Annotated in this window: 14 protein-coding genes; 11 read left to right on the top strand and 3 right to left on the bottom strand. The window is 47.2% G+C overall.

All coding sequences use genetic code 11. The features are described 5' to 3' along the window. Positions 1–170: 170 nt before the first annotated feature. Entirely contained in the window at positions 171–1,622 is a 1,452-nt protein-coding gene (locus ACFQ1X_RS16235; protein WP_379083401.1) for a phospholipase D-like domain-containing protein, read from the top strand. A 42-nt stretch (positions 1,623–1,664) separates the two neighbouring features. On the opposite strand, the gene ACFQ1X_RS16230 is transcribed toward ACFQ1X_RS16235, so the two are convergent. Then, positions 1,665–3,230, bottom strand: coding sequence for an ABC-F family ATP-binding cassette domain-containing protein (locus ACFQ1X_RS16230; protein WP_144841280.1), 1,566 nt, complete (start codon positions 3,228–3,230; stop codon positions 1,665–1,667). Positions 3,231–3,369: 139 nt separating this feature from the next. After that, on the bottom strand, positions 3,370–3,552 hold the full coding sequence (locus ACFQ1X_RS16225) for an SE1832 family protein (RefSeq protein ID WP_144841281.1): 183 nt from the start codon (positions 3,550–3,552) through the stop codon (positions 3,370–3,372). Positions 3,553–3,654: 102 nt separating this feature from the next. Between ACFQ1X_RS16225 and ACFQ1X_RS16220 the strand changes: the two genes are divergently transcribed. Beyond that, positions 3,655–5,538 (top strand): cation:proton antiporter, encoded by a 1,884-nt coding sequence (locus ACFQ1X_RS16220; RefSeq protein ID WP_379083398.1) that lies wholly within the window; start codon positions 3,655–3,657, stop codon positions 5,536–5,538. A 164-nt stretch (positions 5,539–5,702) separates the two neighbouring features. Next, positions 5,703–6,266 (top strand): NADPH-dependent FMN reductase, encoded by a 564-nt coding sequence (locus tag ACFQ1X_RS16215; protein ID WP_144841282.1) that lies wholly within the window; start codon positions 5,703–5,705, stop codon positions 6,264–6,266. Positions 6,267–6,768: 502 nt separating this feature from the next. On the opposite strand, the gene ACFQ1X_RS16210 is transcribed toward ACFQ1X_RS16215, so the two are convergent. Then, positions 6,769–7,734: a nuclease-related domain-containing protein gene (locus ACFQ1X_RS16210; protein WP_144841283.1), complete on the bottom strand. Its 966-nt coding sequence runs from the start codon at positions 7,732–7,734 to the stop codon at positions 6,769–6,771. A 160-nt stretch (positions 7,735–7,894) separates the two neighbouring features. Between ACFQ1X_RS16210 and ACFQ1X_RS16205 the strand changes: the two genes are divergently transcribed. From ACFQ1X_RS16205 to ACFQ1X_RS16170, 8 genes are all read left to right on the top strand, one after another. Next, positions 7,895–10,054, top strand: a complete 2,160-nt coding sequence (locus ACFQ1X_RS16205) for a DNA topoisomerase III (protein WP_144841284.1) — start codon at positions 7,895–7,897, stop codon at positions 10,052–10,054. Positions 10,055–10,118: 64 nt separating this feature from the next. Next, the gene (gene ybaK / locus ACFQ1X_RS16200; RefSeq protein WP_144841285.1) at positions 10,119–10,607 is read left to right on the top strand and encodes a Cys-tRNA(Pro) deacylase; all 489 of its coding nucleotides are present in this window, start codon (positions 10,119–10,121) and stop codon (positions 10,605–10,607) included. 58 nt (positions 10,608–10,665) lie between these two features. After that, positions 10,666–11,310, top strand: coding sequence for a YczE/YyaS/YitT family protein (locus ACFQ1X_RS16195; protein ID WP_144841286.1), 645 nt, complete (start codon positions 10,666–10,668; stop codon positions 11,308–11,310). Between the two features lie 161 nt (positions 11,311–11,471). Next, entirely contained in the window at positions 11,472–12,107 is a 636-nt protein-coding gene (locus tag ACFQ1X_RS16190) for a class I SAM-dependent methyltransferase (protein WP_144841287.1), read from the top strand. A 13-nt stretch (positions 12,108–12,120) separates the two neighbouring features. Then, complete coding sequence (locus ACFQ1X_RS16185; protein WP_144841288.1) at positions 12,121–12,594, top strand: S-ribosylhomocysteine lyase; 474 nt, start codon at positions 12,121–12,123, stop codon at positions 12,592–12,594. A gap of 11 nt (positions 12,595–12,605) precedes the next feature. Then, positions 12,606–13,538, top strand: coding sequence for a PLP-dependent cysteine synthase family protein (locus tag ACFQ1X_RS16180; protein ID WP_144841289.1), 933 nt, complete (start codon positions 12,606–12,608; stop codon positions 13,536–13,538). Beyond that, the gene (locus ACFQ1X_RS16175; RefSeq protein WP_144841290.1) at positions 13,538–14,671 is read left to right on the top strand and encodes a bifunctional cystathionine gamma-lyase/homocysteine desulfhydrase; all 1,134 of its coding nucleotides are present in this window, start codon (positions 13,538–13,540) and stop codon (positions 14,669–14,671) included. Before ACFQ1X_RS16180 ends, ACFQ1X_RS16175 begins: the two co-directional genes overlap by 1 nt. A 228-nt stretch (positions 14,672–14,899) precedes the next feature. Further along, positions 14,900–17,029 (top strand): immune inhibitor A domain-containing protein, encoded by a 2,130-nt coding sequence (locus ACFQ1X_RS16170; protein ID WP_144841291.1) that lies wholly within the window; start codon positions 14,900–14,902, stop codon positions 17,027–17,029. The last annotated feature ends 66 nt before the right edge of the window (positions 17,030–17,095 follow it).

Here is a 17,095-nt window from a genome sequence, read left to right as displayed (position 1 = left end):
GTTGTTGTGGTGACTACCATTATACAGGATTTGGGGAGGTGCTCTATTTTCATGCCGTTACACACCTAGAGCCGCAAGGTCTCGGAATTATGAAATTTACTCATGGAAATATTTTAAAGAAATTTTCCTGCAATTAAAGTAGAATATATACAGATGAGGGGGATATAAAGATGAAAAAAAGAGTGCGCGGCTGGAGCAGGCGTAAAAGAATTATAATGGGCATGCTCGGCGTACTCGCTATGATGTATATCGGGGTCATAGTCTGGCATACGTTTAAACCATTGCCTGAGGGACTCCAATACGCAGGGGAACTCCATCAGGTGGAAGATGTTGAAATGATCTATGATCTGTCTTTTGCCCAAAATGAAAAAGGTGCAAATCTGGAACATGAGCTGCGAATATTTGAAGAAATATATGAAATGATTGAGCAAGCTGAGGAATTTATTGTCATAGATCTGTTCCTGTTTGATAACTACTCGGATCAGGAAATTGATTTTCCTGCCGTTGCGGAAATGCTGACCAATAAACTATTGGCAAAAAAAGAGAAAGATCCTGATTTTCCGATTTATTTCATAACGGATCCGCTGAATTTTGGCTATGGGTCTTATGAAAGTCAGCTGCTCGGCACGATGGAGGATGAAGGCATTGAAGTGATTGTGACGGATCTGGACGAGCTGCGTGATTCCACACCTCTATATTCAGGGCTGTACCGGGTCGTATTTCAGTGGTTTGATGCAGGTGGAAAAGGCTGGCTGCCGAATGGCATGTCGAGTGATGCGCCTGACCTGACTATTTCGTCGTATCTTAAAATGATGAATATTAAAGCGAATCACCGCAAAGCGGTTATTACGGAAAAAGAGGCGATTATCAGTTCCGCCAACCCGCATAACGCCAGTGGCCTGCACGGCAATATGGCCTTTAAAGTAAGCGGTCCGGTGTTAAATGATATCCTGGAATCGGAAGAAGCAGTTTCGAAATTTTCCGGTGGCCCTGATTTTCCGCGAATCGATGCACAGGAGCAACAGGGAGACTATCAAGTGCAGTACGTGACAGAAAAGAAAGTGCTTGATACCTTATTGACGGACATCGAAAAGACTGAAGAAGGCGACAGTATCCATCTGGCTATGTTCTATATAGCTGAAGGTGATGTAATGGATGCGCTGACTGATGCAGTTAACCGGGGTGTCAAGGTGAGAATGGTGCTTGATCCGAACAAGAATGCGTTCGGGACAGAGAAAACCGGCTTGCCCAATCGCCCGGCAGTCCATGAAATGCTCGCGGAAACGGATGATCGGATTGAGGTGCGCTGGTATAATGCCGTGGTCGGCCAATTCCATACCAAATCGATCATGATCAATACCGCCGAAGAGAGTTATATTTCGGGTGGTTCCACCAATTATACGGAACGCGCTTTCCAAAATTACAATCTTGAAAGCAACATCCGGATCATCGCACCGAATGATAGTGAACTTGTGGTTGAGATGGATGATTATTTTGATCGTATATGGAATAACGAAGATGCACTTTATACCCTTGAAACTGATGCTTATCAGGATGACTTCACATTCTGGCAGCGGGGGATTTACGGATTCCAAAAAATCTTCAAATTAACCACATACTAAAAAAGAGCTCTTCCCAAAATCGGGAAGAGCTCTTTTACCATTTTATTTGATTTGCGGCTCCTGGCCGGATGTAATCCATTCTTCGACATCCCAAACTTTTGTGGCAAGGCCTTCATAAAATTCAGGTTCGTGGCTGACCAGTACGATTGTACCTTTGTAGGCCTGCATCGCGCGTTTCAGCTCCGCTTTTGCATCAATATCGAGGTGATTGGTCGGCTCATCGAACAGCAGCCAATTGCTTTCTTCAAGCATCAGTTTGCACAGGCGAACTTTCGCCTGCTCCCCGCCGCTCAATTGAGTCATTGAACGGGAAATGTGTTCGTTTTTCAAGCCGGTACGAGCAAGTGCCCCGCGCACCTGGCCCTGGTCCATGCTTGGGTAAGCCGCCCATATTTCATCAAGTGGTGTATGGCTCGGCGCTTTGGCTTCCTGTTCAAAATAGCTTGGCGTCAAATATTCGCCACGAATCACTTCTCCGTCGAGCGCTTTAATTTTACCGAGCATTGTTTTCAACAGCGTTGATTTTCCGACACCGTTCATGCCAACAAGTGCAATCTTTTCACCGCGTTCAATCATAAATGACAACGGCGGCAATAGGGGCTTGTCGTAGCCGATCGACAACGCTTCCGCTTCCACTACATAGCGGCTTGGGCTGCGCGTTTCCTTGAATGCGAATTGCGGTTTTGCCGCAACTTCCGGCTTGTCGATGCGGTCCATACGGTCAAGCTGTTTTTGGCGTGATTTGGCACGTCCGGTTGTTGAGGCACGTGCTTTGTTTTTGGCAATGAAAGTTTCAGTCTTCTTGATCATATCCTCTTGTCTTTCATAAGCATCCAGATGCTGCTTCTTGGCAAATTCCGCAAGCTCGACGAACTTCTCGTAAGATGCCGTATAGCGGGACAGACGGGAGAATTCCATGTGGAAGATGACATCTGTCACCGAACTCATAAATTCCGTATCATGCGATATCAAAAGGAACGCATAGGGATAATTCTTCAGGTAATTGACGAGCCATTGGATATGCTCTTCATCCAGATAGTTTGTCGGCTCATCGAGCAGCAGCACTGTCGGTTTCTCTAAAAGCAGCTTCGCAAGCAATAATTTCGTCCGCTGACCGCCGGATAAGGCTTCAACCGGGCGTTCGAGTCCGATAGCGTCAAGTCCAAGGCCGCGGGCAATTTCTTCAATCTTCCCATCAAGCGTATAGAAGTCCCCGGCATCCAGCGCATCCTGCGCTTCCGCCATCTCTTCCATCAATGCCTCAAGATCGGCATCCGGATCGCCCATCTTCATGGCGATTTCATTTAATTCTTCTTCTTTCTTATAAAGCTTTAGAAAAGCATCCTGCAAGGTTTCACGGATTGTCCGCCCCGGCTGCAATTGGGTATGCTGATCGAGATAGCCGTAATGCGTTCTCGGCTGCCATTCCACGCGGCCTTCATCGTGGATCAGTTTGCCTGTCAAAATATTCATCATTGTCGATTTGCCGACACCATTTGCGCCGACAAGGCCAACGTGTTCGCCTTCAACCAAGCGGAAAGACACGTTGTTGAACAATGTCCGGTCGCCGAATGTGTGGCTTAAATTTTCTACTGTCAATAAACTCATGTAAGTAATTCCTCCATTTATAGCTGTATAGCCCGGTCTTTTCGTGACCGTGTATAATATTCGATATGCTGATCGGCTGTCTGTTTCCGTGGCTGGAGCAGGGTTCGTTTACAGGAAAACACTCAAAAAAAAACCGCGGTTACAAAGCCGCGAGTTTTTGGTTCAATTCCGCCAGTTGTTGTTCCATTCGTTCGAGCCGCTGTTCCGCCTTCTCCACCATTTTGGCGTGTCCGGTCGTTTCCAGTTTTTCGATGTCGCCTTGATGGCGCACATAATCCATCTTCAATTCAGCGATTTCATTTTCAATTTCCTGCCTGTTCACATAATCACCCGCATTTTTCCTTCATTATAGCATATTTTCATGAAATTAAAATCATTTCGCCTGGCATACCGCTTTTAATTGAAGGAATAAAAAACGTATAATATGAAAATAGATTTAAAGAAGGGGCGAAAGCTTATCGATACTTTATTATTTGATCTCATGTTAATCATCTTCCTCGGCGTCGTTTCGCAATGGCTGGCTTGGCGCTTTCGTTTTCCTGCTATTGTCCTGATGTCCATTGCAGGCCTGATCGTCGGCCCGTTTTTAGGGGTTATTGATCCTGGAGAAAGTTTTGGGGAATTGTTCAGCCCGTTCATCTCACTGGCTGTTGCAATCATCCTGTTTGAAGGAAGTTTGAATTTGAATTTCAAGGAAATCCGGGGGTTCAATAAACCGGTTCTGCGAATTGTCACAATCGGTGCATTCATCGCCTGGATCACAGGTTCACTTGCTGCACATTATATAGCCGGTTTGTCGTGGGCAGTCGCTTTCGTCATTGGCGGCTTGTTCATCGTCACCGGTCCGACTGTCATCCTTCCTTTGCTGCGTCAGGCGAAATTGAAAGCCCGTCCGGCAGCAATCCTGAAATGGGAAGGTATCGTGGTCGATCCTTTCGGTGCGTTGCTGGCTTTATTCGCGTTCCAATTTGTGCTGTTTGCGATCGGCGATGAAACTGCCGGTGCGTTCGGCCTGTTCTTCCTGGCGTCCCTGTTTGCTGTGGCGCTCGGAGCGGGAGTCGGCTGGCTGCTCGGCTGGCTGTTCGAAAACGGCCAGGTGCCGGAATTCCTCAAGGCGCCGATTGTTTTCGGCGTTGTGCTGCTGACCTTTGTGCTGTCGGATATTGTCATGCACGAAACCGGGTTGCTCGCAGTCACTGCAATGGGGATGGTCATGGCGAATATGCACATTGCTTCCATTAACGATATGCGGCATTTCAAGGAGAACATTTCGGTGCTGCTGATTTCGAGTATTTTCGTCATGCTTACCGCATCATTAAGCCTGGACGTCCTGATTGAAATCTTCAATTGGCGCATTATTGCCTTTGTGCTGGCGACCTTGTTCGTGGTGCGGCCTTTGTCCATCTGGCTGGCGACGATCCGCACTGATCTGACATGGCAGGAGAAAACACTCATCGGCTGGATCGCCCCGCGGGGCATTGTGGCATTGACAGTTTCTGGTTATTTTGCCGGCGTCTTGCTGGAAGCCGGGTTTGAAGATGCTGAACTGTTAACGGCGCTGACATTCGCGCTCGTGTTCTCGACAGTTGTCGCCCATGGCTTTACAATCGGCTGGGTTGGCCGGAAACTTGGGCTGTCCACCGGCGATCAACCCGGAATCATCATCGTTGGAGTCGGCCGCTTTGTCATCAAGCTTGGCGAAGCGCTGTCCGAAAACAATAAAAACGTGCTGATCATGGACCCTTCCTGGGGACGTCTGCAGCCCGCGAGACTTGCCGGATTGAAAACTTTTACCGGTGAGGTTCTTTCCGAACATACCGAATACGAAATGGACTTCACTCCTTATGAAACGATGCTTCTGGCAGGAGAGATCGATTCCTATAACGCCCTGGTCGTAAATAATTATGTGCCGGAATTCGGCCGGGAAAATCTTTACCAGACAGCAATCCATCAGGGCGATCCAGCGGATTTCCATGCTTCATTGAGAGGCCGGATGCTGTTCGGCAATGAATGGAATATCCATGAGTTGGATAAGAAAGCGGAAGAAGGTTATAAAATCCGCAAAACGCAATTGACCGAACAATACACATACGAAGAATATAAAAACAACTGGAGAGCCGATACCATCCTGCTGTACATCCAACGGGAACAGGGGAAAATCGATTTCTTCACAACCGGCAGTATTCCGGAACCGAAACTGGGCGATACGATTGTCAGCTTCACTTCACCATCAAACCAATCAGATCGCATCCAGGAACGCCTCCAGAACAAACGCGCCAAGTTCACGACGTCTCAGTCAAAAGAATGAAATCTGGATTTCATAAGGTATTTCGATGCGTATCCGCATGCGCTGTTTGTTATGATGGAATAAAGTCGCGTCCGGTAAAAGGTCTTTTAACCGGATCGGCATAGGAAAACATTTAAAGGCAGCCAGGCTGCCCAGCATATACGGACTCGAGGAGGAACAGTTTTATGAAGATTTTATTAGTGGACGGCACCATTGTGGGAAGAAAAACAGGTGCAGTGTTGGAACAGGTCAAAATGTATATCCAGGAATTCCGGCCTGAAATGGAGCTCGATATCCTGAGCCTGGCCGATTACGACCATCAATTCGTCGACGGCCGCCCTCTCGGTGAATATAACGACAGCATGCAGGATCTGGCTCATCGCTTTAACGAGGCGGATGGCTACATCATTGCTTCGCCAATATTCCAGGGTTCCATACCCGGTGTCCTGAAAAATACATTCGATTTGCTCCATCCGCATACAATGCGCTACAAACCGGTATCGATCGTGGCAAACGGCGGCACGTACCAGCATCACCTGGTCATCGAAAATCAGCTCAAACCGATTCTCGATTATTTCCGCTGCCTCGTGACACCGAACTATGTGTACACGCACACCAGCCATTTTGATATCGACAATAATATCATCAATGAAGATGTCCACGACCGCCTTCGCGAGCTGGCACGCGTTTTCGTGCAATACGCCGAAATGAGCACGCATCTATCGAAGGAAACTTTGGACAAACACTGAGATTGATGAAACGAGAAAAACCTCCCGCGGGAGGTTTTTTGTTTTGAGTAGAGAGTAGTCGGCTGTCAAGCGGCCATGCCAAACAGGAATTCAAAAGAAAAATGGATGCTTTTCGCTTAAATACGTGCGAAAAGCGAAAAACCTAAGGTCTGCGACCACAGCGGGCGTTTTCACGGAGCGAGAATGCCCTTCTCTTAAGGAAATCTTCGCATTTGCGAAGATTTTTTCAATTCTGTGGTTTGAATTGCTTCTATTGGCCGAGAACAGGCTGTTTTTTTGGCGATTTGGTCGTTTGGAGAAGTGATTGGTTGGCGAATAGGGTTTTGAAGTGTTATTGGGTTGAAATGTTGAGAATCGATAGTGAGAAGAGTGACATGTTGCTAAAATTTTCCAACTAATTATATTTCATTTCCAGTAAAAGAGCTTACTGTCCGTAGATTAAAAATACTATCCGGAGCAGGCTAAATACTATCCGCATTTACAAAATACTATCCGGATCGGATCAAATACTATCCGGAGTATCAAATGACTCGGGAATCAGGTAAACGCGGTCCTTGAAACTTCCCTGAAAAGTCATTTTCGATTCTTTCAGAAGTTTGGAAGCAATAGAAACTGACTCGATGCCGGTGAAATCTCTGAATTCCCGGCTGCTTATGAACGGCTTGATTAACATCCGATACTGTTCAAGTGTTCGAAGGTAGGCACTGGGTTCAACCAATGAACAATTTGGACATGTCCATTTTTTATAATGATATGTCATTATAGATCCAGGGCATTTTCCACAAAGCACACCTTTCCTTAACTCGACCGGCACATCCAAATCACGCAACGCCCTCTCCGAATGCATCTCTAAAAGTCGACTCGCGAGCTGGCGCGTCTTGCGTGTGGACAATAAATCTACAGGATATTTCGCTAGAAGCTGATCGACCAAATAAGGCAATCCCGAAGCCTGGATAATGATGCGATTCGCGGGCCGGCTCTTCACTATGGACGAGGGATACGTGAACACAATTGCGCCGATGACAGGAAGCGAAACTTTATACTCCGCCAAAAAATTCTGCACCCATTTCTCGTGGCGACGCAACTGATCATCCGGATTTCTCATGCCGTCGACAGTGCCGTCTTTGTTGGTGCGGGAAAATTGCCTGAGCTGAGGATCGAAATCCAGCCGGCCTGCAATGCTTTTAATTTCGAGTAAAAGTATGAAGCGGCTTGTGACGAGCAGGGTGTCGATCTGATGTGAAGCAGATGGTTTCAGGATGAACAGATCATGCAGAAAGAAATGGGGACCCTCAATCGGAATTTCCTGCCATAGGGTATCAACACGAAGTTCGCCGTGGAAGCCGGCGGACATTCTCCGAAGTTTTTCGGTCCATTGGGGAAATAGGGGATGGACACTGGGCACACGTTGCAGCAAATTTTGGAGCTGCCTGATTTCAGGTGGTTCGAAGCGCTGTTTCAGGATCAATCGGTCAACTCCTTTCTATAATAAATAAAATATACGCTTCTTTTACATCGTCAGCAAGAAGATTCTGATAGTTTGATTTCAGCAGCAGTTCTTACTCGCCAACTGCCTTCCAAAGCGGAAGATGTTATAATAATCAAATGAGAAATGAGGGTGAATAATTATGAAATCAGTAGTAATAGCGGAAAAGCCATCAGTGGGGCGCGACATTGCGCGTGTACTCGGATGCAGCCAGAAGGGCAATGGCTTCTTTGAAGGGAAGCAGTATATCGTCACATGGGCGCTTGGCCATTTGGTGACGCATGCGCAGCCGGAGCAATACGACAACGACTTCAAGGAATGGAAAATGGAGAATCTGCCGATCATCCCGAAACCGTTCAAGCTCATGCCAATCAAGCAATCGATGAAACAATATAACGCAGTAAAAGCGCAGCTGAACCGCGGCGATGTGAAAGAAGTCATCATCGCGACAGATGCCGGGCGCGAAGGGGAACTTGTGGCGCGCTGGATTCTGGAGAAGACGAATATCAAAAAGCCGATCAAACGGCTGTGGATTTCGTCGGTCACCGATAAAGCGATCAAAGACGGCTTCAATAATCTGAAAGACGGCAAAGCCTACGAAAATCTGTACCAGGCGGCAGTGGCGCGCGCCGAGGCTGACTGGGTCGTCGGCATCAACGCGACACGTGCACTCACAGTAAAATACAATGCGCAATTATCGACGGGCCGCGTCCAGACGCCTACGCTTGCGATGATTGCGGAACGCGAGCAGCAGATCCGGAATTTCCAGCCCAAGCCTTACTACGGCATGCAGGCGATTACGGATCAAGCCGCGTTCACGTGGACGGACGGAAATTCGACACAGTCGTTCGATAAGGCTAAGATTGATGCTTTATTCGCGAAGCTGGACCAAACGCATGAAGGAACCGTCACGGACATTAAAATCACGCCGAAGAAACAGCCGGCACCGCCTTTATTCGACTTGACCGAACTTCAAAAAGAAGCGTACAAACGCTACAGCTGGTCGGCGAAAGAGACGCTCAACACGCTGCAGAACCTGTACGAGCGCTATAAAATCGTGACTTACCCGCGGACGGACTCGAAGCATCTGACGTCCGATATGAAAGACACGCTGAAAGACCGCATCAAAGCGGTGCAGACGGGCCCTTACCGCCCACTTGCCGCGACGATCCTGAAATCGCCGGTGGCGGCGCATAAAGGGGTCATCGATGACGCGAAAGTATCCGATCACCACGCCATAATTCCAACAGAGGAAAATCCGCCGCTGCATGAGCTGTCCGATAAGGAACATAAATTATACGATATGATCGTCAAGCGTTTCCTGGCGGTATTCTATCCGCAATACGAGTACGACCAGACGACCGTTAAGCTGAACGCAGGAGGTGAGACCTTCCAGGCGAAAGGCAATACGGTGCGCAATGAAGGCTGGAAACGGATTTATCTGGAGGACGACGAAGACAAGGACACAACCTTGCCGAAATTTGATAAAGGGCAGACGCTGAAGATCAAAGGCATCTCCCTGACCGAAGGCAAAACGAAGCCGCCCGCTTTCTTCAATGAAGGAACATTGCTCGGGGCAATGGAAAATCCGGCGCAGTTCATGGCCGGTGAATCGAAGGAATCCATCCGCACACTCGGTGAAACCGGAGGACTCGGAACGGTGGCGACACGTGCTGACGTCATTGACAAATTGTTCAATACATTCCTGATCGAGAAAAAAGGCAAGGATTTAACGATTACATCAAAAGGACGCCAATTGCTGGAACTGGTGCCGGAAGATTTGAAATCACCGAAGCTGACAGCCGACTGGGAGCAGCAGCTGACGAAAATTGCCAAAGGGCAACTGAAGAAAGAAGCATTCATTAAAGAAATGATTGTCTTTGCCGAAAAATCCGTGTCGGATATCAAAAAGAGCGACAAGAAATTCAAGCACGATAACATCAGCGGCAAGATGTGCCCGGATTGCGGCAAGCCCCTTCTGGAAGTGAACGGCAAGCGCGGCAAGATGAACGTCTGCCAGGACCGCGAATGCGGCTATAAAAAACAAGTCGCGATGCTGACGAATGCACGCTGCCCGAATTGCCACAAGAAACTGGAAATGCAGGGCGAAGGCGACGGCAAAATTTTCGTCTGCAAATGCGGCCACAGAGAGAAGTTGTCGGCATTTGAAAAACGCAAGAAATCCGGACAATCAAAAGCGACCAAAAAGGATGTCAATCAATACTTGAAACAGCAGGACGAGCCGCCGCAGAACACAGCGATGGCAGAAGCGCTGAAAAAGTTGATGAACCCCGACAATTAGAAATATTTTGAAAATGGTGGTAAGCTGATTCTATAAATCAGTTTTCATTATAAGGAGAACCGCCATGGGTAAAAAAACCGCCAAAACCAACGCAGCCAGAATTTTGGATAAAGACAATATCCCTTATGAAATAATTCATTATGAAACGGAAGACGGTCTGGTTGATGGCATTTCCGTAGCAGCTAAAATCGGCTTTCCGGAAGAAGTGGTGTACAAAACCCTAGTCGCTGTTGGATCCTCGAAACAGCATTATGTATTCGTCATCCCTGTTGCCGATGAACTGGATTTGAAATCAGCTGCAAAAGTATCCGGTGAGAAGAAAATTGAGATGGCCCCAGTCAGGGAAATTCAATCTTTGACAGGATACGTCAAAGGCGGCTGTTCGCCGGTCGGCATGAAAAAGCCGTTTCCAACTTTTATCGCCAGTGAAGCAGTCAACCTCGAAGAAATTATTGTTTCTGCAGGCAAAATCGGCGTCCAGTTAAAGTTGTCGCCACAGGACCTGCTGTTGCTGACAGGCGGACAATTGGCTGAGTTGACGGAAAACCGGTGAGCAAATGCAGTTTGCCAACCGGCGGATAGTCTTTAACAGAAAGAGAGAAGGATGACGAATGAGCGTTTCTATGTATTATCGGTGGCTGTTTTTTCTGGTCGGCATGATGATTTTGGGCCTGGGAATCACGATGACCATCAAAGGCGATCGCCTCGGTATTGGCCCTTGGGATGTGTTGCATGTCGGCTTGTACCAGAATTTCGGACTGACCATCGGGACTTGGGCAATTATTGCAGGCTTTGTGCTGATCAGTGTCACGTCGCTTGTCCGTCGCAGATGGCCACAATGGGGCACCTTATTGAATATGGTGTCGATTGGCCTGTTTATCGACCTGTTCAATTTTCTGATTCCGGATATTGAATCGATGGCTGGCCAGGTCCTGATTTTCTCAGCCGGCATCGTGGTAATGGGCTACGGTGTCGGCATGTATGTCGCACCAAAAATGGGCGCGGGACCGAGGGATGACCTGATGCTGATCCTGGTCCACAAAACCGGTCTCAGTGTCAGTGTGATCCGTACGGCAATCGAAGTTTCGGTGGCGGTAATAGGCTGGCTGCTCGGCGGGCCGATCGGCATCGGTACGGTGATCATCGCCTTATTGCTGGGACGTATCGTTCAAATTTCGCTCTTGCAATGCGAAGCGCTGCTGAAACGGCTGATCTTGAAACACCAGGAAGAACTGCCGCCAATTTTAAAACTGTAACGCACAAGGCCCGGTGCCAACCGGGTCTTTTATTGTGCAGAAAACTTGGTTTTGAATAAAAGCTGTGAGTTGAATAAGGCAAAAGCATGTGTTATAAATAAAACCTAGTAAGACTATTGGTTTTATTGTATTATAACATTGAAGAAAGCAGGAGTTGAAATATGGGAAGAGAATTTGTGGAGATATTCGACGAATGGGTTCATACTTATGACGATTCTGTCAGCGGTCACGACCCGGAATACGCCGCAGTCTTTAAAGGTTACCAGGAGATTTTATCAGCAGTCTCCAATAAAGCGATAGGACCTGTCATCGAGTTCGGCACGGGCACCGGCAATTTAACAGCTGGGCTGCTGAAGCGCGGGTATGACGTTGTCGGCATTGAACCGAATGCAGCAATGCGCAATGTGGCAAAAGAGAAATTTCCGGAGCTTGTGCTTCTGGATGGTGATTTTCTGAATTTCGAATTGCCGGCCGCGCCGAAGAGCTTTGTCAGCAGTTATGCGTTCCATCATTTGACGGATGAAGAGAAAGCCGAGGCCATTCAGTGTTACGCGGCGATCCTGCCCAGCGGGGGGAAAGTTGTTTTTGCGGACACTGTTTTCGAATCGGAAGAAGCTAGACTGGGGCGCATTATCTGCGAGGAAGACAAAGGCCATTCGAATTTGGCGGAGGATTTAAAACGCGAATATTACACAACTGTGCCCATATTGAAGGGGATTTTCGAAGAAAATGGATTTGATATAGAGTTCACCCCGATGAATGAGTACGTCATCCTGATGGATGCAACCAAACGATGAGAGGAAGATTAATATGAAAAAAATGAACGTTGAAAGCTTTAACCTTGACCATACAAAAGTAGTGGCGCCATATGTGCGTCTGGCTGGAGAAAAAACAGGCGCTAATGGGGACACGATCCGTAAATACGATATCCGCTTCAAACAGCCGAACAAAGAACATATGGAAATGCCGGGCCTTCATTCATTGGAGCATATGATGGCTGAACACAGCCGCAACCATTCGGACCAGATCATCGACATCGGGCCAATGGGCTGCCAAACAGGCTACTACTTGTCACTGATCAACCATGACGATTTTGAAGATGTACTGCGCATCATCGAAAACACATTGGAAGATGTCATCAAGGCTGATGAAGTACCGGCATGCAATGAAGTGCAATGCGGGTGGGCGGCAAGCCATAGCCTGGAAGGCGCGAAAGAATTGGCACGTGAGATGCTGGCGAAAAAAGACGAGTGGCACCAGGTGTTCGCTGAAGAAACTGTCTGAGGAGAATAGATATGAAATATGCTACAGGCATACAGCAATTGATTGGCAATACTCCACTTTTGGAACTCACGAATATGGATGTTCCGAACAACTGCAGAATTTTTGCCAAACTTGAATATTTGAATCCGGGCGGCAGTGTCAAAGACCGTCTGGGTGTGTCATTAATAGAAGATGCGGAACGCCGCGGGTTGTTAAAGCCGGGCGGCACAATGATCGAGCCGACTGCCGGAAATACAGGCATCGGGCTTGCTATTGCCGCAATCGGCAAAGGCTATAAAGTGAAATTTGTCGTTCCTGAGAAATTCAGCCAGGAAAAACAAGGGTTGATGCGTGCACTAGGTGCGGAAGTGATCAATACCCCGACCGACAAAGGAATGAAAGGCGCCATTGAAAAAGCGCAGCAGCTTGCAGAAGAAGAGCAGGCTTTTTCACCGTCACAATTTTCGAATCCCGCAAATCCGGAAACTTATGTCCGGACGATTGGCCCTGAATTATGGGAAGCGCTTGATGGAAAGATTGATATTTTCGTCGCGGGAGCAGGTTCCGGCGGCACGTTTATGGGGACATCGCGTTATTTGAAAGCGCAGAACCCGGAAATTAAGACGGTAATTGTGGAGCCAGAGGGTTCAATTCTGAACGGCGGGGTCTCCGGACCGCACCTGACAGAAGGAATCGGCATGGAATTCCTGCCGGATTATATGGATACTTCCTACTTTGATGCCATCCATACCATAACCGACCGTGATGCATTTGCGGCTTTCAAAGAGTTGGCAAAACGGGAAGGGTTGCTGGTGGCCGGTTCTTCCGGTGCAGCATATGTGGCAGCTTTAAGAGAAGCCGAAGCTGCCAAACCAGGAAGCCATATTGTCACGATTTTTGCTGATTCCAGCGAACGTTATATGAGCCAGGATATTTATAATAGAACCTTCGAGGAGGAAAATTGATGAGAGCCAAAACGAGATTGATCCACGGCGGTATTGTGGGAGACGAAGCGACTGGCGCTGTATCTACGCCGATTTATCAGGTAAGTACGTATAAGCAGGAAGCTGTCGGCAAATTCAAAGGCTATGAATATTCACGTACCGGCAACCCGACGCGCCATGCACTTGAAGAGTTGATTGCAGACGTCGAATACGGACACGCCGGATTTGCATTCGGTTCCGGTATGGCTGCGATTTCATCCGTCATGATGTTATTTTCAGCAGGCGACCACGTGATCCTGACGGATGATGTTTACGGAGGAACTTATCGTGTGATGAATAAAGTCCTGAACCGCTTCGGACTGGAATTCACATTTGTTGATACCGGAAATCTCGACGAAGTCGAAGCGGCAGTCCAGGAAAATACGAAAGCGATTTTCATTGAGACACCGACAAATCCATTATTGAAAGTGACGGACATTGAAGCCGTTGCGAAATTCGCGAAATCGAAAGATCTACTGACGATTGTCGACAATACTTTCATGACACCTTATTTGCAGAGCCCGATTAAACTTGGAGCGGATATCGTTCTTCACTCTGCCACAAAATACATCGGTGGACACAGTGATGTGGTTGCAGGTTTAGTTGTAGTGAATACTGAGGAATTGGCAACAGATCTTCATTTTGTCCAAAACTCGGTCGGCGCAATTTTAGGGCCGCAGGATTCATGGTTGTTAATGCGCGGATTGAAAACGCTCGGCATCCGGATGGAAGAAACGGGAGGCAACGCGCAAAGGATCGCGGAATTCCTGAAAAATCACGAAGCTGTCGGCATAGTCATCTATCCTGGCCTGTCTGATCACACAGGTCATGAATTGATGAAAAAGCAAGCTACCGGTTTTGGCGGCATGATTTCATTCGACGTCGGCAGCGAGGAAAAAGCGGGCGAGCTTCTGGCGAAATTGAAATACTTCACATTAGCAGAAAGCCTGGGAGCGGTCGAAAGCCTGATTTCGGTACCGGCTCAAATGACGCATGCTTCGATCCCTGTCGAACGCCGCGGCGAACTCGGCATTGTTGAAGGATTGGTCCGGATTTCAGTCGGAATTGAAGATGTTGAAGATTTGATCGAAGACCTTAAGCAGGCACTAGGTTAATGAATAATAGTATATGATGAGTAAAAACCGCCTCAATGGCGGTTTTTTATTATATTCATATATCGGTAAGCAGGTAATAAATAGTCTTATATAGAAATAAAAGTAAATCTTATTACCTAATAATTCGGAAAACGAAATAATCTATATACCCTATTCTTTTGAAATGTCTGACATGATAATATTTTATTAGTTTGAAAAATTCAGACAAATTTGGAAGGGGAGAAATAAATGATTAAAAGCAAGTGGATTTCAATACTATCAGCAAGTGCATTAACATTATCTTTATTGGCGCCGGCAGCAACGGCGGCACCGACAGAACCTGTGCCTTCTGCAGTTGATTGGAACGCTGAGCGATATGGAGAGAGAATCGATATCGACCAAAGCCTCCACGAACTTTCACAGGACGAGGAATTTCTGAAAAAAGCGGAAGCGAAAATCAAAGCACAAGCAGGCTCTTTGGATGATGGATCTGCAAACCCTGGTGAATCTGCAGCTGATGAGGATTTTACATATGATGGAGGAACGAAATTATTCCTCGACCGTAACTTAAGCTTTAAGGAATTTACACTTCGCAGCGTGGGAGACAATGTAGAGATTTGGGTAGCAAAAGATTTGGCATATGGCCCGGATAATCCGAAACCCGCTGATGTCGTAACGCAGGGCCAGGTGGATAAATTACGAGAAGAATTCGAAGGCAATATCTATCCTGTAGCAACTGATTTCTTCGGTACTCCGGATGAGCTTGACGGTTCCAATTCACCACTTCCGGGGATGGTCGGCCTGCCTGAAGGGTATTACGAAGGTTCGGATAAAGTGATCATGCTTGTTGACAACGTACAGGATGAAGGGTGGAACAATCCATCATATCCATTCTTTGTAGCCGGTTTCTTCTGGCAAACGCTTGAAAATTATACAGACCGCAACATCATTACAATCGATACGAATTCTTGGGAAACACGTCTGGAAAACACGTTCTTCGGCACGACGATCCATGAACTGCAGCATCTGATCCAGGCGGACAATGACTCTTCAGAAGAAACATGGTTGAATGAAGGGATGTCCACATTCTCTGAATACCTGGGCGGCTATGGCCACGGCGAAGGATCCATCAACTTCTATCTTGACCATCCGGAAAACTCACTCGTGAATTGGGATGAGCATGGAACAGCTGCTACTGGGCCTGAAACAATTGCAGATTACGGGCAGGTCTACCTGTTCACACTTTATATGTACGATAAGTTCGGCCAGGAGTTCATCCGTGAATTGGCAACCGACGGTGACAGCCAGGGAATGGCGAGCGTCAACAAAACTTTGGAGGACTATGGCACAGACCTGACATTTACAGAACTGTATCAGAACTTTATGACTGCTTTGACGTTGGATAACTCGGAAGTCAGCAGTGACTATAATATCGACAGCATCGATTTGCAGAATCTGCCGGTCGGCACTGACGGTGAAGTCCGCGGCAAAACAGTGGACTTTGAAAAAGCGTTAACTTTTGAAAAAGAAGGCGTTCCGGCATGGGGCGGCGACTTTAAAGATTTCAACTTTGGAAAAGATGTGCGCGGTCTTGAATTTGACGGTGTGGATTTCCTTCCATTGCAATGGAATACGGTTGTGAATCCATTGGATGCTTCGGAACAGGTTCTGAATGCAGATAATGGCGATGAAGCAGACCAGGCTCTAATCTTCGGAGCAACTGTATCGGCTGACAACTCGACCCTTACTTTCGATCATTATTATGACATTGAAGAACAATGGGATTACGCGGTGGTGCAAGTTTCCACTGACAACGGCGAAACGTGGACTTCCCTTGAAAATGAAAACACGCGCACCGATGTAGTTGAAGAAGGATATCCAAAAATTAAAGAAAATGTTCCGGGATTCACCGGCCATAAATTGAACTGGTCAACAGAAACGTTCGACCTTTCAGCATATGCCGGGCAGGACGTCCTGGTGTCATTCCGCAACTTGACGGACTGGGGTTATAACGACACAGGCTGGTTCATCAAAAATATTAATCTTGGAGATTTCTCTGCAGATGGATCTTCTACAGAACCATTCCAGTCACTTGGCCAATTGAAAGGTGAATACGTAGACTTTACAACTACATTCATCCAAACGAAGAAAAATGGCAAGCAGCGTGTATTCCACGTTGACCCTTACAATGTGACGGATGAAGAAGCCCTGGATATCCAGCAGGTTCTTCGCGAAGGCAATGTGAAAATGATCACTTCATACGCTGCAGCAGATGGCGAGCGTGAAGCGAAGGAATTCACTTATGAAGTATTAAACAAAACAGATAACCCGAACAAAGGCAAAGGCAATAACAATGACAAAGGAAAAAATAAGAATTGATTGAAAAGCGGACTGCGGTCCGCTTTTTCTTTTGGTGATAATTGCGTTATGATAAGAAGGTGGAAG

This window comes from Metaplanococcus flavidus (genome assembly GCF_042675885.1).
Taxonomy (GTDB): Bacteria; Bacillota; Bacilli; order Bacillales_A; family Planococcaceae; genus Planococcus; species Planococcus flavidus.
Note: the sequence above shows the minus strand (reverse complement) of the source record. Positions and strands in the feature narration are given on the sequence as shown.